The sequence below is a fragment of the Aeromonas sp. 55A genome (assembly GCF_051919665.1).
GTDB lineage: Bacteria > Pseudomonadota > Gammaproteobacteria > Enterobacterales > Aeromonadaceae > Aeromonas > Aeromonas veronii.
Map to the genome: position 1 here is coordinate 1,022,171 of NZ_JBQBEH010000008.1, position 26,324 is coordinate 1,048,494.

The following is a 26,324-nucleotide window of genomic DNA, read 5'->3' on the forward strand; positions in this document are numbered from 1 at the left end:
GATATCATCGAAAACATCAGGTTACAACACCGAATAGGTTATTTCCGGTCAGCCGGATATAATGCGCGCCGCACCGAAATATCCGTTTTTATTCAGGAAGCTGTGACATGAACAGAAAAACCAGAGCCGCCATGGTGTCGGTCTGCTCCAATATCAGTCTGATCATCATGAAAATGGTGGCCGGGTTCGCCAGCGGCTCGGTCAGTATCATCTCGGAGGCGATCCACTCCGCCATGGATCTGGTGGCGGCCCTGATCGCCCTGTTCGCGGTGAAAAAGTCCGATCTCCCGCCCGATGAACGCCACCCCTATGGTCACGACAAGATTGAAAATGTCTCCGGCGTCATCGAAGCACTGCTTATCTTGCTGGCCGCGGGCTGGATCATCTTCGAAGCCGTCGACAAGCTGATCACCCCCAGCCCGATTGAAAGCATTGGCTGGGGCGTGCTGGTGATGGTGATCTCGGCGCTGGTCAACAGCGGCGTCTCGGCCTACCTCTACAAGGTGGCCCGGGAAGAAGAGTCAGTTGCATTGGCGGCCGATGCGCTCCATCTCAAGGCGGATGTGCTCACTTCAGCCGGTGTCGCCGTCGGTCTTGGCGGGATCTGGCTGGCCGGTCTGTTCGACCATTCACTCGCCATCCTCGACCCGCTGGTCGCCATTGCGGTCGCCATCTTTATTGTCAGAGAGGCGATCAGCATGCTCAACGAGGCCTTCCAGCCGCTGATCGACCAGAGCATGAGCCCGGAAGAGCTGGCGATGACCAGCCGCATCATCACCGAATGCTGTCCTGCCGCCAGCGGTTTCCACGATCTGCGCAGCCGTCGTGCCGGTCGTCGCCGCCATATTGACTTCCATCTCACACTGCCCCCGGAGATGAGCATCGGTGAAGCACACGATATCTGTGATCGCATCGAACACGCCATCATGGCGCAGTTGCCCCACGCCATCGTGCTGATCCACGTCGAGCCGGAGGAGCAAGATCTGCCCTCACCGCTCGCCATAAATTGAAATGTGGCAAACAGGCGGGAAAGTGGCAGCGAAATAACGGAAAGTTGGCACAAACCCGCATTTTTACTGCCGGAAAGCCGATTGCATAAGAAGTGATCGGCACAACTGTGTTAGGGTGTCTAACCACCCTGCCGCAGGAGCGCGCCGTGAAAAAGCTGGAAATGAAAGATCTGACCGAGGCCGAAAAAGCCGAGATAGCCTTGTTATTGCAAAAGGCACAAGCCAATGCAGACCACCAGCTGACCAACGGAGAGCGGAACAAGATCCGTGAAGAGGGTCGCCTGAAAATTGTGGCCGACCGCGCCGAAGCGGCCAAGGCAGCCTCCAAGCTGGCTCGCGAGAAAGCCAAAGAGCGCGCCAAGAATCAGGTACTGCCGGAAACCTTCAGCTGGATTGATTCGGTCAGCAACAAGTTTCGCAGCAAGCGCTGATCCCTTCTTGCAAAACGCCCGCTGGCACTTGGTGCCAGCGGGCGTTTGCATGTCTGGACGATGCTTGATGAGCAAGATTTGGCGCAGCCATTGATTTGCATCTCAGTCGCTAATCGCAGCAGCAAAGAAGTGATTTACATTGTGAGTTAGAGAGAACGCCAACTGACAATCCCCGGTCTATCGCCACCTTTTTCATTTTTTCTCATATTCTTTGCCAGAACTGGCTACATAGTCAGGACAAAAAAGCCGAATCTGGCTTGCCACAGGGTGATATGAGTCTGCACTGATTTTTCTATGCCGTTGAAATGCATCATGTTTACTATAAAAAATGATATTTTTGGCTGTTACAAAACATTAATATCGAGATAAAGTTTGCTTTAAAAATGAGAGCGTGTTTTAATCTTTCTCGATGGTTCGGCAGTTCAGACCTGATTATGTTAGGCAGTCATTTTAGTAAAGCAGTGATTAGCATAAGCGTTATCCTCGGATAATTCTTATCAAATAATTCTCCTTCTTTAGTGCTCCCCATACGTATTGCTGACGAAAAATCAAAAATTGCCATTTAGGTGGCATTCAACACTATTTAAGGAAATTATTATGTCTAACAAAATGACTGGTACCGTTAAGTTCTTCAACGCTGAGAAAGGTTTTGGTTTCATCTCCCCGGCTGACGGCAGCAAAGACGTGTTCGTACACTTCTCAGCTATCCAGTCCACCAGCTTCAAAACCCTGGACGAAGGTCAGCGCGTTGAGTTCACCATCGAGCAAGGCCAGAAAGGCCCGGCTGCTGCCAACGTAGTTGGTCTGTAATTCAAGCCGGAGCATGCTGCTGATGGCTTATGCCAACTGCTGACAGCTCTGCAAGAATTTAAAAAAACCCGCTTCGGCGGGTTTTTTGTTTTTCCCCGCTTTTTCCTCACTGATCTCCCCTCCCCCAACCGCTTGATCCCTGCCTTACACTCTCTCACCACTTGAGTCTTACAATGAGCTCCGAATGGACTCAGAATGTAAAATAGTGACGAAAAAGTCAGGTTATCCGCTGTATTTGCCGCGAATTCTTGCTATTTTGCGCGCCACCAACGCAAACGATTTCCTTCACACTTTCAGGATTAGTTATGGCAAAGCAAGATATGGCCGCCCAAACAGGGACAGGCGGCTTTCTGGACTCTTATTTTTCCATTTCTGCGCGCGGCAGCAGCGTGCGTCAGGAGCTGGTCGCGGGGCTGACCACCTTCCTGGCGATGGTCTACAGCATCATAGTGGTGCCGAACATGCTGGGCGCAGCCGGCTTTGAGCAGGGCCCGGTGTTTGTGGCCACCTGCTTGATCGCCGCCTTCGGCTCCCTGCTGATGGGCCTGTGGGCCAAGCTCCCGATGGCTATCGGTTGCGCCATCTCTCTCACCGCATTTACCGCATTCAGCTTGGTGCTGGGTCAGGGGCTGAGCATTCCGGTCGCGCTGGGCGCCATCTTCCTGATGGGTGTGCTGTTTACCCTGATCAGTGTCACCGGCGTGCGCCAGTGGATCCTGGATAACCTCCCCTCCGGCATCGCTCACGGCACCGGCATCGGTATCGGTCTGTTCCTGCTGCTGATCGCCACCAACGGCGTTGGCATGGTGATCAAGAACGAAGGGGCCGGTCTGCCGGTGCAACTGGGTGAAGTGACCGCCTTCCCGGTGATCATGACGGTGCTGGGTCTGGCCGCCATCTTCGGTCTGGAGCGTCGCAAGGTGCCGGGCGGCATCCTGATGGTGATTATCGCCATCTCCATCCTCGGCCTTATCTTCGACCCGAAAGTGACATGGCAGGGCTTCTTCGCCATGCCGAGCCTGACTGGCGAGAAAGGCTCGCTGGTAGGCAGCATGGATCTGCTGGGCGCCCTCAATCCGGTGGTCATTCCGACCGTACTGGCACTGGTGATGACCGCCGTGTTTGACGCCACCGGCACCATCCGTGCCGTGGCCGGTCAGGCGGGCCTTATCAACGAACGTGGCCATATCATCAGCGGCGGCAAGGCCCTGACTGCCGACTCCGTCAGCAGCATGGTGGCGGGTGCCGTCGGTGGTGCTCCGGCTGCCGTCTACATCGAATCTGCCGCAGGCACCGCGGCCGGTGGCAAGACCGGTCTGACCGCCGCGCTGGTCGGCGTGCTGTTCCTGCTGATGATCTTCCTCTCCCCGCTCAGCTATCTGGTACCGGCTTACGCCACCGCACCGGCCCTGATGTACGTCGGCCTGCTGATGCTGGGCAACGTCACCAAGCTGGACTTCAGCGACTCGGTCGATGCACTCTCCGGCATGCTGTGTGCCGTCTTTATCGTGCTCACCTGCAACATCGTGACCGGCATCATGCTGGGCTTCGTAGCGCTGGTCATCGGTCGCCTGTTTGCAGCCGAGTGGAAGAAGCTGAACGTCGGCACCGTTATCATCGCCGTGGCGCTGGTGGTCTTCTACGCCGGTGGCTGGGCCATCTAACCCATCCGCTGATCCCGGTTATAGTGAAGGGCCCTGCGGGGCCCTTTTTCATGGCTGTGAGTCAGCTAACAGTTTCCCGCCCGCCAGCCCTGCGCTGTTTCAGATTGAAACACCCATCCCCCTTCTGCTGTTTCAAATCCGAACCAAATCGGCCGTCATTTTTATCCCTTTTTCTGTCGTTAGACTGGCTCCATCAACCATTTGCCCACCCGTGCGGTGGCAAGCCAAGGAGTGAGCCATGAAGAAACTGATCAATGCCGTCGATGCCGTGGTCCGTGAACAACTGATGGGGATGGCGGCCGCCCACCCCGAGCTCAAGGTCCGTATCGAACCCCACTACATCACCCGCGCCGACTCCCCCGTGATGGGCAAGGTGGCGCTGGTCTCCGGCGGTGGTAGCGGCCACGAGCCGATGCACGGCGGTCTGGTGGGCAAAGGGATGCTGGATGGCGCCTGCCCCGGCGAGATTTTTACCTCCCCGACCCCGGATCAGATGTACGAGTGCGGTCAGGCCGTTGATGGCGGCGCGGGCGTGCTGTTTCTGGTGAAGAACTACACCGGCGACGTACTCAACTTCGAGACCGCGGTCGAACTGCTGCACGGCGACGGCGTAAAAGTGGGCTTCGCCCTGATCGATGACGACGTGGCGGTCAAAGACAGCCTCTACACCGCCGGCCGCCGTGGCGTTGCCACGACCGTGCTGTGCGAGAAGCTGGTCGGTGCCGCCGCCGAAGCGGGCTACGACCTTGCCCGCTGCGAGGCGCTGGCCCGTCGCATCAACAACCAGAGCCGCACCATAGGCGTGGCCATGCATGCCTGTACCGTGCCTGCTGCTGGCAAGCCCTCCTTCACCTTGGCTGACAACGAGCTGGAGTTCGGCGTCGGTATCCACGGCGAACCGGGCATCGAACGTCGCCCCTTCACCGACCTCAATACCCTGGTGGACGACATGTTCAGCGAGCTTGCTGACAACACCCCCTATGGCCGCACCCTGCGCCACTGGGATCGCACCAGCGGCAGCTGGCAGGAAGAGCACACCTTTATCGAACCGCTCAACAAGGGCGATCGGGTCATCGCGCTGGTCAACAGCCTCGGCGGCACCCCCATCTCCGAGCTCTACGGCGTCTATGGTCGCCTCGCCACCCTGTGCGAGGAGGCGGGCATCCATCTGGTGCGCAACCTGATTGGCCCCTACTGCACCTCCCTCGACATGACCGGCATATCCATCACATTGCTCAAGGTGGATGATGAGCTGATGACCCTGTGGGATGCCCCCGTTCACACCCCCGCCCTGCGTCGCGGCTGCTAAGGAGTGCCGATAGCCATGCTAAGCAAACACCAAATCGTCAACTGGCTGCTCGACTGCGAACACATCTTTACCGAGCAGCGTGATTACCTCACCGCGCTGGATACCGACATCGGCGACGGCGACCACGGCCTCAACATGCAACGCGGCTTCGCCAAGGTAGCCGAGAAGCTGCCGGCGGTGGCGGACAAGGATATCGGTCAGGTACTGAAAACCACCGGCATGACATTGCTCTCCTCGGTCGGCGGTGCCAGCGGCCCGCTCTACGGCACCTTCTTTATCCGGGCCGCGGCCAGCAGCGACGCCTGCCAGAGCCTCAGTCTCAGCCAGCTGTGCAAAATGCTGAGCGACGGGGTCGAGGGGATCGTCTCCCGCGGCCGCGCCGAGCCGGGCGACAAGACCATGTGCGATGCCTGGTGGCCGGCACTGGCCGCCCTGCAACAGGCGCAGCAGCAAGAGCTGCCCCTCAACGATGCGCTGGACAAGGCGGTGGCAGCCGCTGCGGCCGGTACCGAGGCGACCATCCAGATGCAGGCCCGCAAGGGGCGCGCCAGCTATCTTGGCGAGCGCAGCATCGGCCATCAGGATGCCGGGGCCACCTCGACCCTGCTGCTGCTGACAGCCCTGCGTGACAGAGCGAGGTTGTGACATGATCGGAATCGTAGTTGTCTCTCACAGCGCCATACTGGCGGCCGGCTTGAAAGCGCTGGCCGACCAGCTCGGCAGCCCGGCCCGATTGCTGCTGGCGGCCGGGGTCGATGACCCCGACCACCCCATCGGCACCGATGCCATCGCGGTGATGAGTGCGATTGAAGAGGCGGATGACGGCAGCGGCGTGCTGGTGCTGATGGACTTGGGCAGCGCCCTCTTGAGTGCCGAGACCGCCCTCGAACTGCTCCCCCCGGAGCTGAGCGCGAGGGTGCGGCTCTGCCCCGCCCCGCTGGTCGAGGGTACCCTGGCCGCCGTGGTGGCGGCCGGTTCCGGCCTGACGCTGGATGAGGTGGCCGCCGAGGCGCTCGGCGCGCTGGGCCCAAAACAGGCGATGCTGCCTGCCCGCCCGGCGCAGGCCGCCACCGAGACGGCCCCCGTTGCTGACGACGGCTGGCTGCGCTGCGAGGTGGTGGTGGATAACCCCCACGGCCTGCATGTGCGCCCCGCCGCCCGACTGGTGGCCGCCCTCAAGCCCTTTGCCGCCGAACTCAAGCTGCAAAAGGGGGATAAAGAGGCCAATCCCCGCAGCCTGACCCGGCTCGCCATGCTCAACGTGCGTCAGGGCGATGCGCTCACCCTGCTGGCGCGCGGCGAGGATGCCACCGCAGCATTGACCTGCTTCCAGCAGCTGGCCGACGAGCGTTTCGGCGACTGACGCCGCACGCCACTGTTTCAAGGGCTGCACTCGCTCGCTGAGCCTGTGCAGCTTCATTCAAGACGAAGGAGTCCCCGGCACAGCCGCCCCTTCGCCCCGATTCTTAATTCATAAAGAGAGAGGGATAAAATATGGACCGCATTATCATCAGCCCCAGCAAATACGTGCAAGGCAACGGGGCCCTCGCCAATATCGGCAACTACGTCAAGGCGCTCGGCAGCAAGCCGCTTATTCTGGCCGACGCCTTCGTCACCAAGCTGGTAGGCGATACCGTGGCCACCAGCTTCCACGGCGCCGGTATCAAGCCGGAGTTCGACTGCTTCAACGGCGAATGCTCCCGCCCCGAGATCGACCGCCTGCTGGCTCGCTGCCAGCAGACCCCGTTTGACGTCATCATCGGCATCGGCGGCGGCAAGACGCTGGATACCGCCAAGTCGGTCGCCTTCTACCAGAAAGTGCCGGTGGTCATAGTGCCGACCATCGCCTCCACCGATGCCCCCACCAGCGCGCTGGCGGTCATCTACACCCCGGAAGGGCAGTTCAGCGAATACCTGATGATCCCGACCAACCCCAATATGGTCATCATGGATACCGGCGTGGTCTCCCGCGCCCCGGTGCGGCTGTTGGTCTCCGGCATGGGGGATGCGCTCTCCACCTACTTCGAGGCGCGCGCCAACAAGGTCTCCGGTTGCCAGACCATGGCCGGTGGCGCCTCCACGCTGGCGGCGCAGGCCATTGCCGAGCTCTGCTACAAGACCCTGCTGGCCGACGGTTACAAGGCCAAGCTGGCGGTGGAGCAGGGGCTCTGCACCAAGGCGGTGGAGAGCATCATCGAGGCCAACACCTATCTGAGCGGTATCGGCTTCGAGAGCAGCGGGCTGGCCGCCGCCCACGCCATCCACAACGGCCTGACCCAGCTCGCCGAGTGCCACCACCTCTACCACGGTGAGAAGGTGGCGTTCGGTACCCTGGTGCAGCTGGTGCTGGAGAACGCACCGATGGCGGAGATCGAAACCGTGTTGGGCTTCTGCCGCTCGGTGGGCCTGCCGACCAACCTGCATATGATGGGGGTCAAGGAGCTGGATATGGCGCGCCTGATGGAGGTGGCCAAAGCCTCCACCGCCGAGGGCGAGACCATCCACAATATGCCGTTCAAGGTCACTGCCGAAGATGTGCTGGCGGCCATCGTCACCGCCCACCAGCTGGGGCTGTAACCACGCCACCACTGACCTGCCATATAAAAACGGCCCCGCATCTGCGGGGCCTTGTCGTTTTCTGCGGGCCAGTTGGCGACGGGGCGCCGTCAGCCGTGATAGTCGGCGGGATCGATCTCGAGCAGTTTCAGCCGCCGCCACAGGGTGGTGCGACTGATGCCAAGATGTTGGGCCATCTGGCTCACCTGCCCCTTGCAGGCGTGGGCGCAGCGCAGAATGGCTTGGCGCTCCAGCTCCGCCAGCGTGAGCAGCGGTTGCCCCACCACCTCGTCAGCCACCCGCTGATAACCGTGACGAATGGCAGCGGGCAGCGCCTCGGGCGGGATCGGCCCCTGACCGGAATGAAGCAGCGCATGCTCGACGGCGCTGCGCAGCTCCCCCAGATTGCCGGGCCAGGGATAGGCGAGCAGGCAGTCGAGGGCCGCCGGACTGAACTGGCGCACCGGCTCGCGCCCCTGCGCCGCCAGCTGCTGGCTGATCAGGCCCGGCAGATCGGCACTGCGCTCCCGCAGCCCCGGCAGCCAGAGCTCGCACGCCTGCAAGGCATAGAGCAGCTGGCGGCCAAACAGCCCCTCCTGCACCAGCTGCTCCAGCGGGGCGCTGCTGGTGGCGATGATCCGCACCTTGAGCGGCAGAATGCGGGCCGAATCGAAGCGCTGGATGCGGCCGGTCTTGAGCAGTTGCAGCAGCGCCGCCTGCATGGGGGCAGAGAGGCACTCCACCTGCTCCAGCACGAGCGTGCCGCCGTGGGCCAGCTCGAACTTGCCCGCCCGCTCCTGCCCCGCCTCGTCGGAGCCCATCAGCTCCAGCGACATCCGCTCGCTCGGTAGTGCCTTGCAGTTGAGGGTAATAAGCGGCCCGGCGGCCCGTTCGCTGCCAAAGTGGATCGCCTCCGCCAGCTGGGCCTTGCCCACCTCCTCCTCGCCGCGCAGCAGGATCGGCCCCTGACTCTGGGCCGCCTGCCGGGCGTAGCGCAGCAGCTTGCGCATGGCGCTCGACTCCCCCACCAGTGCAGATAACTCGGGCACCGTCTGGCGCAACTGGTGAATGGCCCGCAGCCGATCGATCGGGTGCAGCAGGGCGATAAAGCTGACCCCCTCCGGCCCCGGCAGCGGCTTGAGGCTCACCAGCGCATTGATAAACTCCCCCTCCTGCGCGCCGAGCCGCTCCAGCGTCACCTCCACATGGCTGAGCGGCGTCTGCCCCCTGATGGCCAGCTGCAACCGCTGGGGCAACAGCAGGTGCTGCTCCAGCGGCTGGCCGAGACAGAGCGCGGGATCAAGCCGCAGCCGATTGGCCGCCAGCGCGTTGAGGTAACGCAGCCTGCCCTGCGGGTCCCAGGCCAGCACGCCGTCATCCATGCCATCGAGCAGGGCGTAAAGCTCGCTCAGGTGGTGTTGGGACTCCTGCATCAGGGTCTCCATCTGCAGCAGATGGGCCAGCTCGCGCCCGGCGCTGACAGTAAGCGCCAGATCGCCCGCGCTCGCCTCCTCCACCTTGCAGATCAAGGCGATGATGGCGACCTGACGGCCATTGCTGTTGTAGACCGGACTGGCGCAGCTGTGCCAAGGGTGGAGGGTCAGATTGAAGTGCTGGGGGCCGCGGACGCAGAGCGGTACTCCCTCCAGCGCCGCCAGATTGATGGCATTGGTGCCGATGCGCCCCTCGCTGAAGAAGGCGCCGGGGCCAAACCCCAGCGCCGCCAACTCGCGCAGGGTGTCGGGGTGGCCGGTTTGGGCCAGCAGGCAGCCGCTCTCGTCGGTGAGCAGCAGGGCGCAGGGGCGCCCCTCCATAAATTCGTAGAGATCCTCAAGGGCCATCTCGCCGGTGGTGAGCAGGTCGCGCTTGCGCTGGCGCAGGCTCTGCAAGGTCTGCCCCTTGGCGCAGTGGGGCGGATGCCAGAGGGTGGCACTGGTCTGGTGGGCGCAGCGCAGCCAGGATGCCTGCAGATAGTCAGGCCAGGCGAGCAGCGGCTGAAGGTCAGATGGCATGGTCACAGCAGTATCCGGCAAGATGTGAGCCGACCATTTAACCACGCCAGCGCCCCCGATTCAGTGACCTGCCTCAGAGGGTGGCAACGTTTAAAGACACCAGGTTGCCGCTAAGCGGCACGTACAGTCCTGACTGCCCGCAGCACGCTCTGGCGCCCCTGCCAGTAACCCTGCAGATAGCCGGACTCCAGCTTGATCGGATCCTGGGTAAAACGGGAGACCATGAAATCGGTCGGTGGCGCGATCACCTCGATGTCGCAATCGGCAGGGGGATTGGCGATGAAATCGAGCGCCCGGTTGTAGGCGCGATCCCGCTCCAGCATAGCTTGCGCCAGTGCAGGCTGGGTTTTCAGCAAGGCTTTGACCATCCAGCAGAAACGGGCCGGCTTCTTGCGATAGCCCCGGGGTTCCGACAGCACCACTGTCATCCGCCGTGCACCGCGCCGATAGGCCTCGATCACCGGAATGGAGTCGCTGATGCCGCCATCGGCCATGGGGCGACCATCGACACAGGGGGTATCATGCTGCACCACCGGCAGGGCGCAGGTGGCGGTCAGCACCTCATCCATGTTGTCGGGCCGCACCGGCAGATAGATGGCCTTGCCGCTCGCCACATCGGTCGCCACCGCATAGAAGGGAATGTCGCGGGCGCAGAAAGTCTCGAGATCGAGCGGGAAGCGATGGCGACTGGCTTGCCACAGCCAGCCGATGTCCACCAGATCGCCCCCTTTGACAAAGCGCAGGGGATCGAGAAACCGGGAGCTGCAAGCCAGCTCGGTGATGATGTGGTGGCTGCGGCGCGGCTGCTCGCTCAGATAAGAGACCAGATTGGTGGCACCGGCCGAGACGCCCATGACGAAATCGAACGGGTAGTGGTGACTTTCGACAAACGCATCGAGCACGCCGCTGGCAAAGATGCCGCGCATCGCGCCCCCTTCGACAATCAGGGCGCAAGAGTGGGGATTAAACATAACAAGGCTCCGTCAGCTGTAATACCTGCCGGGATCGATCCCGGCCCAGTGATGGACGCCTTCATGCAGAACATCAAGACGCCGCAGCAGGACGATTCAGGCTCACTCGCGCAAGCCAGAAGCGGACAGGAGCAAACCTGAACCGTGAAGCGACCCCCAGTATATGCAGCGCAACAACCATCAAAAAATGAATTTAAATAATAAAAAACATGCCTTTTTGGCATGATTTAGCACATCAGCAGAGACGGCCCTTTATCCGCTAACAACACCATCAGGTTCAAGGCAGCCCGGGCCCGAACGTCCCGTCAACGGGGTTGTAGTGGTAGGCCCTATAATCAAAGTCCACCTTATCAAGGCGCGGATTGGCCAACTCGAACAACAGGCGTCTGGGGAGCTGCGCCTGCTCGAGGGAAGGTTTGAAGTGGCACAGCCAGAGCTGTTGCAGCGAGCCATCCCGCCACGCCAGCTTGAGGCCGACCGAGAGGCGGCGGATGGCGGCCTGATTATCCTTGTGGGTGTAGAAGAGATGGAGGAAGGGATAGTGCAGCGCCACTCGCCGATCCACGGTGAGGCCGGGCAGATCACTGTGCTGCTCCTGCTCGATAAAGAGCTCGTTGGCACCGCGGCAGAAGAGATCGATGCGGCCACGGGCCACCAGCTTGAACAGCCGCTCGTAACCGTCGACCTCCTGCACCTTGAATCCCCCATGACGCAGGATCTCCGCATCCTGCCAGCCACGCCCCTGCCCGTGCAGAAATTGCTGCAGCTCGGTCAGGGTATTGACCCTTGCCACTGCGTCGGCCTGCTGCGGACTGACAAAGCAGATGCGATAACCGAGGATGCCCAGCTCCACCGGAAAGCGGACGTAATCCAGCGCTCCGCTCTCTGCGGCCGGACGCAGACTGTCGGCCACAAACAGATTGGGGTATTGCTGAGTCTGCACAATCTGTCGCATCCGGATACGGTTCATCGGCGGCGCGGTTCGCAGCTCGTAGTCACCGAAGCTGTCGCGGGTCTTCTCCAGCGCCAGCTGCAACAGATCGCGAAAATAGAGGGTACGCAAGTCCCGATCGCTCTCGGGGCTGATATGAGTGATGACGTCGCTCGCCCGTAGGGGAGTGGCAAGGAGGGAAAGGCTGCACAGCAGCAAGCAGGAAGCGAGGCGATGAAAGGTCATACTGCTCATCCCGGAAATACAGGCTCACTAGAGTGTAGCGCCGGGACGAGCCGCCTTCTAAAGGGAAGCCAGGCCTACCAGAACATCCGGCCCAGCAGGGGTGCCAGCAGCACGGTCACCATACCTGCGATCATCATCACCATGCTGGAGACCACCCCTTCTTCGTTGCCCATCTGATAGGCCCTGGCGGTACCGGCACCGTGGGCCGAGGCACCAAACCCCGCCCCCTTGCCGAGACGGCTGCGAATGGCCAGCACGGTGAGCACGCTCTCACCCACCGCCATGCCGATGACGCCGGTGAGCACCACAAACAGCGCGGTGAGGTCGCTCTGACCGCCGATGGCGCGGGTCGCCTCCACCGCAAACGGTGTAGTGATGGAACGCATCGCCAGACTGCGTTGCAACATGTCGGAGAGATCCAGCCAGCGAGCCAGCAGCACGGTACTCCCCACCGCCATGATGACGGAAGCGACCACCCCTACCGACAACGACAACCAGTGGCGACGAATGAGCTGGCGGTTCTCGTAGACCGGCACCGCGAAGGCGACGGTGGCGGGGCCCAGCAGCCAGAGCAGCCAGTGGGATTCCGCCATGTAATCCTGATAGGGGATGTGGAACAGCAGCACCACGGCCACCAGCAGGGTCGGCGCCAGTAGCAGCGGCATCAGCGGCAGAATGCGCTTCTTGCCATAGAGCCATTTGCTGGCGTAGTAGAAGAGCAGGGTGAGGGCGAAACAGATCAGCCCGAGCAGGGTATCAGACATGACGGCGACTCCGGCGGGCCAGTTTCAGTTCGAGGCGGTAAACCCGATCCACCACCAGCGCCGTGGTGCCGAGCACTAGCGTAGTGCTCACCAGCAGCACCACCATGATGCGCCACCCCTCCTGCAACAGCAGATCCTGATAGTTGACCACCGCCACCACGGCGGGCACGAAGAAGAGCAGCATCTCGGCCAGCAGCCAGCGAGCACCCGCGCTGAACCACTCGGCCTTAACCACCCCGAGCAGGATGCAGGCCAGCAGCAACAACATGCCGGTGAGGTTGGCGGGCAGCGGCAGATGGAGGGTACGCACCGCGGTATCGGCCAGCAGCCAGATGGCTGCCAGCAACACAATCTGGAAGGGAGTCTGTAACCAGCGCAAGCAGAGGGCTTTCATGATCATCGTCTTTCTGTGAACCGGCTCACAGTATAGAGTTGAGCAAAACCTGCCAGAAATGAATTAAAATTATCGAATTCATGCCCCATAGGCATACTTCATCCTGCACCCGCCAACAAGAGTCGAGAGAGTCCATGGATATTCGCGCCCTGCGCTATTTTGTCGAACTGGTGCGGGAAAAAAGCTTCACCCGCGCCTCTGAAAAGCTGTTCGTCACCCAGCCCACCATCAGCAAGATGATCCGCAATATCGAGGAGGAGCTGGGTCAACCCCTGCTAAACCGGGAAGGGCGCCGCTTCACCCTGACCGACAGCGGCCAGGTGCTGTTCAACCGGGCCCAGACCATCTTGGCAGAGATGCAGCAGCTGGAGGCCGAACTGGCGGATCTGCAGAGCCTGCAACATGGTCGCCTCACCCTCGGCATTCCCCCCATGGTGGGTCACGTCTATGCGGATCTGATCCGCGCCTACCGCAGCCGCTATCCCAAGGTGGAGCTGACCCTGGTGGAGTACGGCGGTCGCCGCATTGAACAGGCGGTGCTGGAGGGGGAGCTGGATCTCGCCATCACCATGCTGCCGACCAAAGAGGGAGGCGCCCTCAGCGCGCTGGAGCTGGATCAATACCCGATCCGGGTAGTGCTGCCTGATCAACCCCGCTGGCATGGCGAGGCGCCGCTGCGGCTGGAGTCCCTGCAGGAGGAGCCCTTCCTGCTCTATACCCAGGCGTTTACCCTGAGCGAGCGGCTGGAGCAGGCATGTCAGGAGGCGGGCTTTGTGCCGCAGGTGGCGGCGCGCAGCAGCCAGTGGGATTTTCTCACCGCCATGGTACGCAGCGGCATGGGGGTCGCCTTCTTGCCGGAGCCGGTCTGCCACCGGCTGACCCCGGATGGTCTGGTGCTGCGGCCGCTGGAGCCCGAATTGAGCTGGCGACTCGGGGTGATCTGGCCGAGCGAGCGCTATCTGTCGCGCACCGCCGAGGCTTGGTTGGCCCTCTGCCGCCAGCGGCAGGCACCTCAGTAATCGCCGAAGCGATCGGTCTGCGGATTGTAGAAGTAGGGGCGGTAATCGAAGCTGATCCCGTCGAGGAAGGGATTATCCAGTCGCAACATTCGGCGCTGGGAGAACTTGGCAAAGGCGATGGCCGGGCCAAAGCTCTTGCGCCACAGCGCCTGTAGCGAGCCATCCTGCCACGCCAGCTGCAACCCCCGTTCGACCCGCTGCAGCGCCTCGCGATTGTTGGGATTGGTGTAGAAGACCCGAGGCAGCGGGTAGTAGATCAACAGCGCATCGTCCACCAACAGATCCGTCATCTCCTTGTGGGTCAGCTGCTCGCTGCGCAGCTCGCTCACCCCGCGGCAGAAGAGATCGAAGCGGCCCCGCGCCACCATTTTGAACAGCTTTTCGTACCCCTCCACCTCCACCACCTCCATCCCGGCGTAGCGCAGGATATCCACATCCAGCCACCCCTTGCCCTGACCGAAGGTGAACTGGCGCAGCCCCTTGAGGTCGGTCACTTTGCTCACCGCCGCCTTTTGCTGCGGGCTGACAAAACAGATGCGGTAGCTGACGATGCCCAGATGGATGGGAAAACGGACATAGGCGAGCCCCAGATCCTCGCGGGTGCTGCTGTAGCTGTCCATTACAAAGAGGTTGGGATAGTTGTCGAGCTGCATGCTGACCCGCTCGCGCGCCTTGGTCATGGGCGGCGCAGGCTCCAACAGATAGTCGCCAAACTGGTCGCGGGTCTTGTCGAGGGCGAGCCTCAGCAGCTCCCGATCATAGGTGGTACGCGGATCCCGCTCGCTCTCCGGGCTGATATAGGTAAACCGGGTGGCCGCCTGTCCGGTCAGCGACAACATGCAGAGCAGAGCGGCAGCCAGCAGATGCAGGGGTGACATAAACCGCGCCTTGGCTGAAGGGGTTCTTTCAGTGTAGCCCCTAGCTTGGCCGCTCGGCCCTGCCACCACCCCACGCTCTCCTCCACTTTTCGGCCAGTCGCATCCATCAGCCTACTCCCCCACCGGAGGTGTGCTTCTGAGCGATGTGGCATAACGCTGATAGGCAGCAGAGTCGCGCACCTGCTCGATGGCATCCCACGCCTGCCGGCTTTGTCGGGGATGGGCCTGATAGAAGCGGTGAGAGAAGACCAGATAGTAGGGCTTCTCCACCAGTACCGGCGACAGCCGCTCGATACGGGCCTGCAACGCGGGATGGGCCGCCAGAATGCTGTCGGCCACCTCGGTCTGGATGGCGGCCGCCTGCGCCCGATCCATCACCAGCTTTTTCAACATGATCAGCGGGTCACGGCTGGAGTCATCCACCTCGGCTCCCGCAGCCTGCAACCAGTCGACGATGGAGAATCCCGACTGGGCCACCACCATGCCCTTGATCCTGAGGGTGGTGCCATCCCACTGGCTCTTGCCCCCCTTTAGCTGGTAGAGGCTGTAGCTCTCGGTCAGCAGCCGCTTGGCAGGGTCGGGTTTGCCCTCACGCATGGGATAGACCCCCACTGTGGTCGCCCGCTCGACGCTATAGCTCATCTTGATGGCCGCATCCATCTGGCCACTGCTCACCTGAGAGAGGCAGCGTTTCCACGGTAGCGGCGTCAGCACGATCTCGGCATCAAGAGCGGTAGCAACCGCCTTGAGGTGATATTGCACAACCCCCTCCCCCGATTGCAGCAGCCAGGGGTAGGAATCACTGTTTTCAAAGCAGGTACGCAGCGTAAAGGCAGGGGCCGCACCGCCGGTCGCGGGCAGCAGCAACGCAATAAAGAGCAGATAGCGGGCAGATGCGCGCATGGGCCATATCCTTGGCGGCAATGATCTCTCCCTTACTCTATCAGAGCCTGCGCACCTGATAACTCGGCTCAGGGCAGTGAACCGAAATCATCCGCCAGCGGGTTGTAAAGGTAGGAACGATAGTCAAAACCGCCCTTGGGTAACTGCGGATTGCCGAGCCGGACAATCTGGCGAGCCCCCAGATTGGCAAACACCAGCGAGGGTTGGAAGTGATGGCGCCAGAGCCGTTTGAGCGAACCATCCTGCCAGGCCAGTTGCAGACCGCGCTCAAGGCGCTCGCGCTCCTGAACGTAGCGGGCATTGCTGTAGAACACGTGGATCAGCGGATAGAAAAGGGCCAGATGGCGATCGACCGTCAAACCGGCCACCTTGCCCTGATGAGATTGCCACTCCGACAGGATCTCGTTGGCCCCACGACAGAAGAGATCGATGCGCCCTCGTGCCACCATACGAAACAGCGACTCGTAGTTATCCACCTCATGCACAGTCAGCCCGCCGTTGCGCAGGATCACCGCATCCTGCCAGCCGGTGCCCACCCCTTGAGTGAAGTGGCGCAACTGATCCAGGGTGTTCACCCGCGCCAGCTCGGCAGCACGATCCGAGCCGACGAAACAGACCCGATAGCCAAGGATCCCCATATCGATCGGGAACGGGATCGATGCCACCTGATCCGCCACTGCCTCCCCCTGATAAGGCCAGCTGTCGACAATAAACAGCGCACTCTTGCCCTGCTCCTGCACCTCGATCCGCATCCGCGCCTTGTTCATCGGCAGGGAATCCAGCAACTCGTAGTCACCATATTCGGGACGAGTTTTCTCCAGCGCCAGCTGCATCACCTCACGGTAATAACGCATCCGCATATCCTGACTGTTTTCAGGACTGAGCAGGGTAAAGCGGGTGGCAGCCAGCAAGGCAGAGGGGAAGGATAAACAGAGGCAAAGCAACAGAAGTCGGTACATCATGGCTGAACTCATACAACGGGGTTCACCCAGTATAGACTGGCACACTCCCCGTTGAGCACGGGGCAATCACGGCTTGCGCGTCCGATCACAGGTAGGACAATCCGGGCCACCACAGGCCCGGATAGCAGGTTCACACCTTGCCCGGCACTACTCTTCGCCGATGGGAGCGGCGATCCACTTCATCAGCGTCAGCATATCCTGCGGCGCCACCCCGACCGAGAGGCCACGCTTGCCGCCGCTCACCAGGATCTCGTCAAACTGCAGCGCCGACTCATCGAGCACAGTGGGCAGCAGTTTCTTCTGGCCCAGCGGGCTGATGCCACCCACCTTGTAACCGGTCAGCTTCTCCGCTTCCGCCGGTTTCATCATCTCCACCTTCTTGAGACCGGTCGCCTTGGCCAGCTGCTTCAGGCTGCACATGCCGGATGAGGGAACGATGGCCACCACCGCCTGCTTGTCGTGATGGGCGACCAGAGTCTTGAACACCTGCGCTTCCGGCAGCCCGAGCTGGGTCGCGGCATGCTTGCCGAAATCGTCGTGGGCTTCGCACTCGTAGGGGTAGAGCTTGTGGGGAATCTTGAGCTTCTTCAGCAGGTTGATGGCTGGAGTCATGATGGTTGCCTTGAATCGAATCGCATAAAAACAAGGCCAAACAGTCTGCGCCTGCATGGCGAGGGATGCAAGCCGGAGGGGAAATCTGTACCCATCACCGGTAATGAGTAGAGAGCAATGAACAAGGTGAATTGTGCTGCTTGCCGAATTAAAGACAGGACGAGTCAGGGCTAAAATCATTTCCGAGCCGTACAATGCGCTGCGCTTGCTGCACCCTACAAAATACAGTCCAAAACATGGGTGGGGTTCCCATCGAGCCGAATTCTGCTGGGCAACAAAAAACAAAGGGCACCTTGTCGGCGCCCTTTGGCTGGATGGATATCGCTGAAGCCTGCAGGCTTGGACTGGCTATCAGCCCGTATTGCGCATACCTGCAGCAATACCGGCGATGGTGACCATCAGCGCCTTGTCCAGCTCGGGGTGCAGGGTCTCCGGGTGGTTGCGGGAGCGGTTGAGCAGCTCGGCCTGCAGCACGTTGAGCGGGTCTGTGTAGGGGTTGCGCAGCTTGATGGACTCCTTGATCCAGGGCTGATCCTCCAGCAGATCCCCGCGCGGGCTCAGTTTCAGCACCACCTCGATGGATTCGGCGAGCTCCTGACGCAGCTGTTTGCCAAGACCCCACAGCTCCTGCGGCACCAGACGGGTGTCGTAGTACTCGGCGAGCCAGACGTCCGCTTTGAGGAACACCATCTCCAGCATCTCAAGACGAGTGCGGAAGAAGGGCCACTGGGCGCTCATCTCTTCCAGCACGGCCAGCTTGCCGCCGTCGATGGCCTGTTGCAGCGCCTTGTGGGCACCGAGCCAGGCCGGCAGCATCAGGCGGTTCTGGGTCCAGGCGAAGATCCACGGAATGGCGCGCAGGCTCTCGACGCCGCCGTTGGGCTTGCGCTTGGAAGGACGGGAGCCGAGCGGCAGCTTGCCGAGCTCCATCTCCGGGGTGGCGGCACGGAAGTAAGGGACGAAGTCCGGATGACCACGCACGATACTGCGGTAGTGATCGCAGGAGTCGGCGGCCAGCTGTTCCATCACCTCGCGCCAGCACTCTTTCGGCTTGGGCGGCGGCAGCAGGTTCCCTTCCAGCACGGCGCTGGTGTAGAGCTCCAGACTCTTGATCGCCACTTTCGGCAGACCGAACTTGAAGCGGATCATCTCCCCCTGTTCGGTGGTACGCAGACCGCCGCGCAGGGATCCCGGCGGCTGGGAGAGGATCGCCTGATGGGCAGGCGCACCACCACGACCGACGGTACCGCCACGGCCATGGAACAGGGTGAGGCGAATATTGTTGGCTTCGGCCAGCCCCACCAGGGATTCCATGGCGGCGTACTGGGCCCAGCCTGCGGCCATCATGCCCGCATCCTTGGCAGAGTCGGAGTAACCGATCATCACGTACTGACGGCCCTGAATGTAGCCGCGATACCAGTCCACCGAGAGCAGGCGCTCCATCACGGCGGTGCCTGCCATCAGGTCATCCTGGGTTTCAAACAGCGGGGCAACCGGCATGCGGAACTTGCAGCCAGCCTCTTTGAGCAGCAGTTGCACCGACAGCACGTCGGACGGCGCACCGGCCATGGAGATGATGTAGATACCGAACGCATCGGGGTCGTGCTGGGCGATGACCTGACAGGTATCCAGCGTCTCGCGCACCTCGGCGCTCGGCTCCCAGTCGTGGGGAATGAGCGGGCGGCGAGAGTTCAGTTCGTTGAGCAGGAAGGCCTGCTTGTCATCTTCGCTCCACTCGGCGTAGTCACCCAGACCCAGATAGCGGGTCAGCTCGGAGAAGACCAGCCCGTGACGCTCGCCATCCTGACGGATATCCAGCTTGACCAGATGAATGCCGAAACAGGCGACCTTGCGCAGCACGTCCAGCAGCATGCCGTCGGCGATGTTGCCCATGCCGCAGGCGTGCAATGAGTGGTAGCAGAGCTCCAGCGGCTCGCGCAGCTGGGCGGTAGTCTTGACCAGATCCTGGCTCTCGCTAGCCTGGCCCTGCACCTTGGCGGTGAGGTGCTCCTTGGTTTCGCGCAGCGCTTCACGCAGCTCGCGCACCAGTGCACGGTAGGGCTCGGGGTGATCGCCAACGCGAGCGCGCACGGCGTCGGTACAGTCGGACATGGAGAGCTCGGAGGTAAGCTCCTTGATGTCTTTGTAGAACAGGCTCACCGCCATCCAGCGACCCAGCTCCAGCACTTCGGCAGTCACCTTGGCGGTGACGAAGGGGTTGCCGTCACGGTCACCGCCCATCCAGGAGGTGAACTTGACCGGCGCGGCATCCAGCGGTAGCCGCACACCCAGATGGTGTTGCAGACGCTCGTCCAGATTGCGCATGAATTCGGGGATGGCAGGCCACAGGCTGTTCTCCACCACGGCAAAGCCCCACTTGGCCTCGTCGACCGGAGTCGGGCGCTGTTCGCGGATCTCGTTGGTGTGCCACGCCTGATTGATGAGCTGTTCGATGCGATTGAGGATCTTGTCCCGCTCGCGGGGCAGCAGGTCGGAGAGCTCCAGCGCCTCGAGGCAGTCGTTGAGCTGCACGTGCTTGTGGATCAGGGTGCGACGGGTCACCTCGGTGGGGTGGGCGGTCAGCACCAGATCGATATCCAGCTCACGCACGGCCTGAATGATGGCCTCTTGCGACAGGTTGGAGGCTTTCAGCTTGTCGAACATCTGCTCCAGCGGGTCCGGGGTGCAGACCTGCTCTTCGCAGCGACGGGAGATGGTGTGGAACTGTTCCGCCACGTTGGCCAGATTGAGGAACTGGCTGAAGGCGCGAGCCACCGGCAGCAGTTCGTCATCGCTCAGGGTGCGCAGGGTATCGAGCAGACGTTCCCGGTCTGATTCATTGCCCTTGCGGGAGGACTTGGCCAATTGGCGAATGGTTTCGATCTTGTCGAGAAAGGCCTGACCCTGATGATCCTTGATGGATTTACCCAGCAGCTGACCCAGCATACCTACGTTGGCGCGTAGTGCGGCGTACTTTTCGTTCATTCCACATCCTTATCTTGTTGGTGCCTGACACCCATCCGGGGTGCTAGACGACCTCACTTATTGTTGTGCGATTACAACATATGCTCCGTCATCTTAGGGTGACAATCTACCCAGATTGTCTGCGCAAGGTCAAATAACAGGCCGATTCAGAACATGTATTTCCATCACCACTCCACAACCGGCTTGTTATGTAACTTACTTACAGTTTTTACGCCCCTTTCACCGCCGCCGCTACAGGCAAAAACGTCTGATCAGGTGTTGCAACACCGAGATGGTCGGCTTGACGAAGGAGAGGTCGAGATACTCATCCGGCTGGTGCGCCTGGGTGATATGGCCGGGGCCCATGACGATGGTCTGGCAGCCAAGCTGCTGGATAAACGGCGCCTCGGTGCAGTAGTTGACCGACTCGGCGGCGCGACCGCTCGCCTTCTCTGCTTCGCGCACCAGCACAGAGTCGTCGGCGCAGGCGTAGGCGGGAATGGGCTCGTGCAGATGTTGCAGATGCAGGCAGCCCGGCTGGTGGATCTCGATGGGCGACAGTGCCTCTTTGAGCATCCCCATCAGCTCATCCGGCCCCACCTGCGGGGTGGGTCGCAGGTCGATATGCAGCTCGCAACAGCCGCAGATGCGGTTCGGGCTGTCGCCCCCCTGAATGTAACCCAGGTTCAGGGTCGGCTGCGGCACGGCAAAGCGGTGGTCGGCGTAGCGATCTTTCAGATCCTGCTGCAAGCGCAGCACCTGCCCCATCGCCTTGTGCATGATCTCCATGGCGTTGACGCCGTTGGCGGGATCCGAGCTGTGACCGCTCTTGCCGGTAATGCGGATCGCCTCCGACATGTGCCCTTTGTGGGCCACCACCGGCACCAGTCCGGTCGGCTCGCCAATCACGGCGTAGTCGGGTTTGAGCTCGGCCGCCGCGGCGATGGCGCGGGCCCCCGCCATGGTGGTCTCTTCGTCGGCAGTGGCGAGAATGCGCAGCGGCTTGGTCAGCTTGGTGAGGTCAATATCTTTGAGCGCCTCCACGATAAAGGCGAAGAAGCCCTTCATGTCGATGGTGCCGAGGCCATAGAGACGATTGCCCTCTTCGGTCACCTTGAAGGGATCCTTGCTCCAACCCCCCTCATCGAACGGCACCGTATCGGTGTGACCCGCCAGCAGCAGACCGCCCTCCCCCTGACCCATCGTCGCCACCAGATTGAATTTGCCCGGCAGATCGGGGAGCGCCGTCACCTCGCACTGAAAACCGAGCTGACCGAACCAGTCGGCCAGCAGCCGGATCACAGCCTCATTGCTCTGATCCCACTTGGGATCCGTGCTGCTGATAGAGGGAATCGCGATAATATTCTTATAAAGTGAAAAAAAATCCAGATTGGCCATCAGCTCCTCCTTGCGTCCCCGGAATGTTTCTGTTAGAAAATACAAATGCAAAGTGAGTGCATGAATATTCTGTAATTTTACCTGAATATCTGGCTCATCAACAAAGGCTTCTAGTTGTAAGGGAAAGTTAATGTTCTGTCACCTGATCTATAACCGACGACACACACCCGCCTGAATTGCCCCTCCGCACTTGTGCAAAGGGGCGATCGAACACCCTTGTGCACTGCAGCACCATGCTGTGAATCTCGAACTCTGACTTGGAATATTCAACATGCTTAACACCGTTATCGTCGGTGCCAGTGGCTACGCGGGAGCCGAACTGGCCGCACTGGTACAGAACCACCCACAACTCAAACTGTTCGGCCTCTATGTCTCCGCCGGCAGTCAGGATGCCCACAAGCGCTTCTCTTCCCTGCATCCCCAGTGGGTCGGCGCCCTCGATCAGCCGCTGCTGCCGCTGGACGACGACGGCATGACCCGGATCCTGACCCAGGCCGATCTGGTGCTGCTGGCCACCGCCCACGAGGTGAGCGCCACGCTTGCCCCCAAGTTTCTCGCCAAGGGGCTGCCGGTGTTCGATCTCTCCGGCGCCTTCCGGGTCAAGGATCAGGGCTTTTACGACAGCTTCTACGGATTCACCCACGACAGCGAACAGTGGCTGGATCAGGCCGCCTACGGTCTGGCCGAGTGGAATGCCGATGCCATCGCCAGCGCCCAGCTGGTAGCCGTACCCGGTTGCTACCCGACAGCATCGCTGTGCGCCCTCAAGCCGCTGCAGCAGGATGGCCTGATTGCCAAGGGGTGGCAGCCCATCATCAACGCCGTCTCCGGGGTTTCCGGCGCCGGTCGCAAAGCGGCCATCAACACCAGCTTCTGCGAAGTGAGCCTCAACCCTTACGGCACCTTCAACCACAGACACCAGCCGGAGATCAGCCACCACCTCGGCAAGGAGGTGCTGTTCCAGCCCCACCTTGGCAACTATGTGCGCGGCATTCTGGCCACCATCTATGTGCAGCTGGCGGACGGCGTGACGCCGACCCAGGTGGATCAGGCCTTCCTCAAGGCTTACGAAGGCAAGCCGCTGGTGCGCCTCACCGGCCAGATGCCCTCTATTCGCGGTGTGGCAAACACCCCTTACTGCGATATCGCCTGGCAACAGCAGGGCAACATGCTGGTGGTGGTATCCGCCATCGACAACCTGCTCAAGGGCGCCGCCTCCCAGGCCATGCAGTGCATAAATATCAAATTCGGATTTGAACCGGCCACCGGCCTGATTTAAGGACTCAAGGAAGGATTGCAACGATGAACAAGCAGACTCTGGTAATCAAGCTGGGCGGTGCCCTTATCGAGAACGACGAGGCGCTGACCGCCCTGTTCGCCACCCTCAAAACCTTTCTCGACGATCAGCACCGTCCGCTGGTGCTGGTGCACGGCGGTGGCTGTCTGGTGGATGACCTGCTCAAGGGGCTGGGTCTCACCTCCACCAAGAAGAATGGCTTGCGGGTGACCCCGTTCGAGCAGATCCCCTTTATTGCCGGGGCGCTGGCGGGCACAGCCAACAAGCAGATGATGGCCAAGGCGATCGCCACCGGCATTCCGGCGGTGGGGCTCTGTCTGGCAGATGGCGGCCTGTGTCAGGTGACCCAGCTCGACCCGGATCTCGGCGCGGTCGGCGAGTGCAAACCGGGCAACCCGGCACTGGTAGCAGGCATCCTCGGTCAGGGCTTCTTGCCGGTGGTGAGCTCCATCGGCATCACAGCCGAGGGGCAGCTGATGAACGTCAACGCAGATCAGGCGGCCACCGCCATTGCCGAGGCGCTCGGTGCCGATCTGGTGATGCTCTCCGATGTAAGCGGCATCCTGGATGGCAAGGGCAAGCTGGTGCCCCAGCTCGACAAGCTGACCGCGCTGGATCTGATGGAGAAAGGGGTGATCACGGACGGCATGGCGGTCAAGGTAGAAGCGGCCCTGCACGCCGCCGAGACCCTCGGCAAGCCGGTCTGTGTCGCCAGCTGGCGTTACCCGGATCAGCTGCTCAAGCTGCTGGCTGGCGGCGCGGTCGGCACCCAGGTAGCCATTTGATCTCCACCGGAACAAGGAATATCCGATGCAACATCTTCTGAAAGACAGTGATCTGAACAAAGCCCAGATTGAAGCGCTGATTGCGCTGGGCAAAGCAGTGAAAGCCGACCCGAAGAAGTACAGCCAGGCGCTGGCCGGCAAGAGCGTGGTCACCCTGTTCGAGAAACCCTCCCTGCGTACCCGGGTCACCTTCGACATCGGCATCGCCAAACTGGGCGGCCACAGCGTCTATCTGGATCAACAAAACGGCGCGCTGGGCAAGCGGGAGTCGGTGAAAGATTTCGCCGCCAACCTGTCGCGCTGGTGTGATGCCATCGTCGCTCGGGTGTTCGATCACCAGACTCTGGTCGAGCTGGCGGGGCACGGCACAGTGCCGGTGGTGAACAGCCTGTGCAACCTCTACCACCCCTGTCAGGGGCTGGCCGACTTTATGACCATTGCCGAGCACTACGACGACCTGTCGAAGGTGAAGCTTGCCTACCTCGGTGATGGCAACAACGTCAGCCACTCTCTGCTGCTGCTGGGGGCGACTCTAGGCACCGACGTGACCCTGATCTGCCCGAAAGGCCACGGCCCGGATACCCAGATCTTCCTGCAGGCGCAGGCACTGGCTGCCAAGTCGGGGGCAACCATCCACATCAGCGATGACGTGGCGGATATCGAAGGGTTCGACGTTGCCTACACAGATACCTGGGTCTCCATGGGTGACAACACCCCGATGGAGCAGGTCAAAGACCTCTTTATGCCTTACCAGATCAATCAGGCCCTGCTCGACCGCACCGGCATTCAGCATGTGCTGCATTGCCAGCCGGCGCACCGGGAGCTGGAGATCACCTCGCAGGTGATGGATGGCCCCGCCTCCCTCATCATGGACGAGGCCGAAAACCGGATGCATATCCAGAACGCCGTGTTGCTGACCCTTCTCGGCGGCAAGTAACGCGGCACTCAACCTGAATCACGACACTTTTATTGAATCATCATCGAATCATCACGGAGAGAAGTAACATGAGCGGAATCAACAAGATCGTACTGGCTTACTCGGGTGGACTGGATACCTCGGCCATCATTCCCTGGCTGAAAGAGCACTATGACGCCGAAATCATCGCCTTTGTGGCCGACGTCGGTCAGGAGCGCGACGATCTGGAAGGGATCGAGCAGAAGGCCATCGCCTCAGGTGCCACCAAGTGCATCATCAAGGATCTGCGGGAAGAGTTCGTCAAAGAGTACGTCTATCCGACCCTGAAGACCGGCGCCGTCTATGAGGGCACCTATCTGCTGGGCACCTCCATGGCCCGTCCGGTGATCGCCAAGGCGATGGTCGAAGCGGCACTGGCGGAAGGGGCTGATGCCATCTCCCACGGCTGCACCGGCAAGGGCAACGATCAGGTGCGTTTCGAAGGCGCGGTCGCTGCGCTGGCCCCCCAGCTGAAAGTGATCGCCCCGTGGCGGATCTGGGACATGCGCTCCCGGGAAGATCTGCTCTCCTATCTGGAGACCCGCAACATCCCCTGCAAGGCGACCCTGAAGAAGATCTACAGCCGCGACGCCAACGCCTGGCACATCTCCACCGAGGGTGGCGAGCTGGAGAGCACCTGGAACGAGCCGTCCGAAGCGGTCTGGCAGTGGACCGTACCGGCCGAGCAGGCTCCGGATCAGCCGGAGTACGTCAAGCTGACCGTGGCGCTGGGTGAAGTGGTGGCCGTTGACGACCAGCCGCTCAGCCCGCACCAGATCCTGATGACCCTGAACGAGCGTGCTGGCAAGCACGGCGTGGGCCGCATCGACATCACCGAAAACCGGATGGTGGGGATGAAGTCCCGTGGCTGCTACGAGACCCCGGGCGGTACCGTGATGGTCGCCGCGCTGCGCGCCGTGGAAGAGCTGGTACTGGATCGCCCGACCCGCGCCTGGCGGGAAAAGCTGGGTGCCGAGTTCTCCCATCTGGTCTATGACGGTCGCTGGTTCACTCCGCTGTGCAAGGCGATCCTCGCCTCGGCCAACGCCATCGCCGAAGATCTCGACGGTGAAGTAGTGCTGAAGATGTACAAGGGTCAGGTCACTGCGGTGCAGAAGAAGTCGCCGAACAGCCTCTACTCCGAAGACTTCGCCACCTTCGGTGCCGACGAAGTGTACGACCAGAGCCATGCCGAAGGCTTTATCCGTCTCTACACCCTGGCCAGCCGGATCCGCGCCATGAAGGAGCAGCATCAAGCCATCGGTGGCGACCATACCCACGGCTAAGCAAGCGCGATAACCCGTTGATTCCGTTGAGGGGGCATGGCCCCCTCTTCTACAGACAGAGGGCATAGCCCCTGACCCATCATCAGCGGGTGTGACAAGAGCGGCAGCGCCCCGGCCGCTTCTGTGAGATAACAGGCTCGCAGAAAAACAGGGCACGATTTCAAGCT

The 26,324-nt window shown here is 61.4% G+C and carries 24 protein-coding genes; 13 read left to right on the plus strand and 11 right to left on the minus strand.

The window, feature by feature from the left end:
- The first annotated feature begins 107 nt into the window (after positions 1 to 107).
- From ACTG2G_RS08715 to ACTG2G_RS08750, 8 genes are all read left to right on the plus strand, one after another.
- On the plus strand, positions 108 to 1,010 hold the full coding sequence (locus tag ACTG2G_RS08715) for a cation diffusion facilitator family transporter (RefSeq protein ID WP_439985368.1): 903 nt from the start codon (positions 108 to 110) through the stop codon (positions 1,008 to 1,010).
- A gap of 146 nt (positions 1,011 to 1,156) precedes the next feature.
- A complete protein-coding gene (yjbD, locus tag ACTG2G_RS08720; protein ID WP_005340165.1) occupies positions 1,157 to 1,441 on the plus strand; it encodes a DUF3811 domain-containing protein in 285 nt (94 codons plus the stop codon).
- A gap of 597 nt (positions 1,442 to 2,038) precedes the next feature.
- Positions 2,039 to 2,251, plus strand: a complete 213-nt coding sequence (gene cspE / locus ACTG2G_RS08725) for a transcription antiterminator/RNA stability regulator CspE (RefSeq protein ID WP_005316548.1) — start codon at positions 2,039 to 2,041, stop codon at positions 2,249 to 2,251.
- Between the two features lie 305 nt (positions 2,252 to 2,556).
- Positions 2,557 to 3,915 carry an NCS2 family permease gene (locus ACTG2G_RS08730; RefSeq protein ID WP_042032197.1) on the plus strand — a complete coding sequence of 453 codons (1,359 nt, stop codon included), beginning with the start codon at positions 2,557 to 2,559 and terminating at the stop codon, positions 3,913 to 3,915.
- 238 nt (positions 3,916 to 4,153) lie between these two features.
- Complete coding sequence (gene dhaK, locus ACTG2G_RS08735; RefSeq protein ID WP_005340163.1) at positions 4,154 to 5,224, plus strand: dihydroxyacetone kinase subunit DhaK; 1,071 nt, start codon at positions 4,154 to 4,156, stop codon at positions 5,222 to 5,224.
- 15 nt (positions 5,225 to 5,239) lie between these two features.
- Positions 5,240 to 5,869, plus strand: coding sequence for a dihydroxyacetone kinase subunit DhaL (gene dhaL / locus ACTG2G_RS08740; protein ID WP_128815089.1), 630 nt, complete (start codon positions 5,240 to 5,242; stop codon positions 5,867 to 5,869).
- A gap of 1 nt (position 5,870) precedes the next feature.
- Positions 5,871 to 6,587, plus strand: a complete 717-nt coding sequence (dhaM, locus tag ACTG2G_RS08745) for a dihydroxyacetone kinase phosphoryl donor subunit DhaM (RefSeq protein WP_439985369.1) — start codon at positions 5,871 to 5,873, stop codon at positions 6,585 to 6,587.
- Between the two features lie 131 nt (positions 6,588 to 6,718).
- Positions 6,719 to 7,801: a glycerol dehydrogenase gene (locus ACTG2G_RS08750; RefSeq protein WP_439985370.1), complete on the plus strand. Its 1,083-nt coding sequence runs from the start codon at positions 6,719 to 6,721 to the stop codon at positions 7,799 to 7,801.
- A gap of 89 nt (positions 7,802 to 7,890) precedes the next feature.
- On the opposite strand, the gene dhaR is transcribed toward ACTG2G_RS08750, so the two are convergent.
- The 5 genes from dhaR to ACTG2G_RS08775 all read right to left on the minus strand — a co-directional run bounded on the left by dhaR (position 7,891) and on the right by ACTG2G_RS08775 (position 13,098).
- On the minus strand, positions 7,891 to 9,792 hold the full coding sequence (gene dhaR / locus ACTG2G_RS08755) for a dihydroxyacetone kinase operon transcriptional regulator DhaR (RefSeq protein WP_439985371.1): 1,902 nt from the start codon (positions 9,790 to 9,792) through the stop codon (positions 7,891 to 7,893).
- A gap of 110 nt (positions 9,793 to 9,902) precedes the next feature.
- A complete protein-coding gene (locus ACTG2G_RS08760) occupies positions 9,903 to 10,763 on the minus strand; it encodes a patatin-like phospholipase family protein (protein ID WP_216952179.1) in 861 nt (286 codons plus the stop codon).
- A gap of 277 nt (positions 10,764 to 11,040) precedes the next feature.
- The gene (locus ACTG2G_RS08765) at positions 11,041 to 11,940 is read right to left on the minus strand and encodes a hypothetical protein (protein ID WP_227341848.1); all 900 of its coding nucleotides are present in this window, start codon (positions 11,938 to 11,940) and stop codon (positions 11,041 to 11,043) included.
- A gap of 74 nt (positions 11,941 to 12,014) precedes the next feature.
- A complete protein-coding gene (locus ACTG2G_RS08770; protein WP_005341581.1) occupies positions 12,015 to 12,704 on the minus strand; it encodes an LrgB family protein in 690 nt (229 codons plus the stop codon).
- Entirely contained in the window at positions 12,697 to 13,098 is a 402-nt protein-coding gene (locus ACTG2G_RS08775; protein ID WP_040069042.1) for a CidA/LrgA family protein, read from the minus strand. The genes ACTG2G_RS08770 and ACTG2G_RS08775 overlap by 8 nt, the downstream gene beginning before the upstream one ends.
- A 134-nt stretch (positions 13,099 to 13,232) precedes the next feature.
- Between ACTG2G_RS08775 and ACTG2G_RS08780 the strand changes: the two genes are divergently transcribed.
- Entirely contained in the window at positions 13,233 to 14,117 is an 885-nt protein-coding gene (locus tag ACTG2G_RS08780; RefSeq protein WP_047434749.1) for a LysR family transcriptional regulator, read from the plus strand.
- Here ACTG2G_RS08780 and ACTG2G_RS08785 read toward each other — a convergent pair.
- From ACTG2G_RS08785 to argE, 6 genes are all read right to left on the minus strand, one after another.
- A complete protein-coding gene (locus ACTG2G_RS08785; protein WP_439985372.1) occupies positions 14,111 to 14,995 on the minus strand; it encodes a hypothetical protein in 885 nt (294 codons plus the stop codon). The two genes, ACTG2G_RS08780 and ACTG2G_RS08785, sit on opposite strands and share 7 nt — an antisense overlap.
- Before the next feature lie 111 nt (positions 14,996 to 15,106).
- Positions 15,107 to 15,898, minus strand: a complete 792-nt coding sequence (locus ACTG2G_RS08790) for a substrate-binding periplasmic protein (RefSeq protein ID WP_439985373.1) — start codon at positions 15,896 to 15,898, stop codon at positions 15,107 to 15,109.
- Between the two features lie 68 nt (positions 15,899 to 15,966).
- Positions 15,967 to 16,860 carry a hypothetical protein gene (locus ACTG2G_RS08795; RefSeq protein WP_439985374.1) on the minus strand — a complete coding sequence of 298 codons (894 nt, stop codon included), beginning with the start codon at positions 16,858 to 16,860 and terminating at the stop codon, positions 15,967 to 15,969.
- A gap of 147 nt (positions 16,861 to 17,007) precedes the next feature.
- Complete coding sequence (ybaK, locus tag ACTG2G_RS08800; RefSeq protein WP_021231249.1) at positions 17,008 to 17,472, minus strand: Cys-tRNA(Pro) deacylase; 465 nt, start codon at positions 17,470 to 17,472, stop codon at positions 17,008 to 17,010.
- 351 nt (positions 17,473 to 17,823) lie between these two features.
- On the minus strand, positions 17,824 to 20,457 hold the full coding sequence (ppc, locus tag ACTG2G_RS08805) for a phosphoenolpyruvate carboxylase (protein ID WP_005341594.1): 2,634 nt from the start codon (positions 20,455 to 20,457) through the stop codon (positions 17,824 to 17,826).
- A gap of 231 nt (positions 20,458 to 20,688) precedes the next feature.
- Positions 20,689 to 21,834 (minus strand): acetylornithine deacetylase, encoded by a 1,146-nt coding sequence (gene argE, locus ACTG2G_RS08810; RefSeq protein WP_421223151.1) that lies wholly within the window; start codon positions 21,832 to 21,834, stop codon positions 20,689 to 20,691.
- A gap of 271 nt (positions 21,835 to 22,105) precedes the next feature.
- On the opposite strand from argE, the gene argC reads away from it, so the two are divergent.
- The 4 genes from argC (at position 22,106) to ACTG2G_RS08830 (ending at position 26,157) form a co-directional block, all read left to right on the plus strand.
- Entirely contained in the window at positions 22,106 to 23,113 is a 1,008-nt protein-coding gene (argC, locus tag ACTG2G_RS08815) for an N-acetyl-gamma-glutamyl-phosphate reductase (RefSeq protein WP_227341842.1), read from the plus strand.
- Positions 23,114 to 23,136: 23 nt separating this feature from the next.
- Positions 23,137 to 23,916, plus strand: coding sequence for an acetylglutamate kinase (argB, locus tag ACTG2G_RS08820; RefSeq protein WP_421388008.1), 780 nt, complete (start codon positions 23,137 to 23,139; stop codon positions 23,914 to 23,916).
- A 25-nt stretch (positions 23,917 to 23,941) separates the two neighbouring features.
- Entirely contained in the window at positions 23,942 to 24,853 is a 912-nt protein-coding gene (locus ACTG2G_RS08825) for an ornithine carbamoyltransferase (RefSeq protein WP_421388006.1), read from the plus strand.
- A gap of 68 nt (positions 24,854 to 24,921) precedes the next feature.
- On the plus strand, positions 24,922 to 26,157 hold the full coding sequence (locus ACTG2G_RS08830; protein WP_421388003.1) for an argininosuccinate synthase: 1,236 nt from the start codon (positions 24,922 to 24,924) through the stop codon (positions 26,155 to 26,157).
- Positions 26,158 to 26,324: the final 167 nt, after the last annotated feature.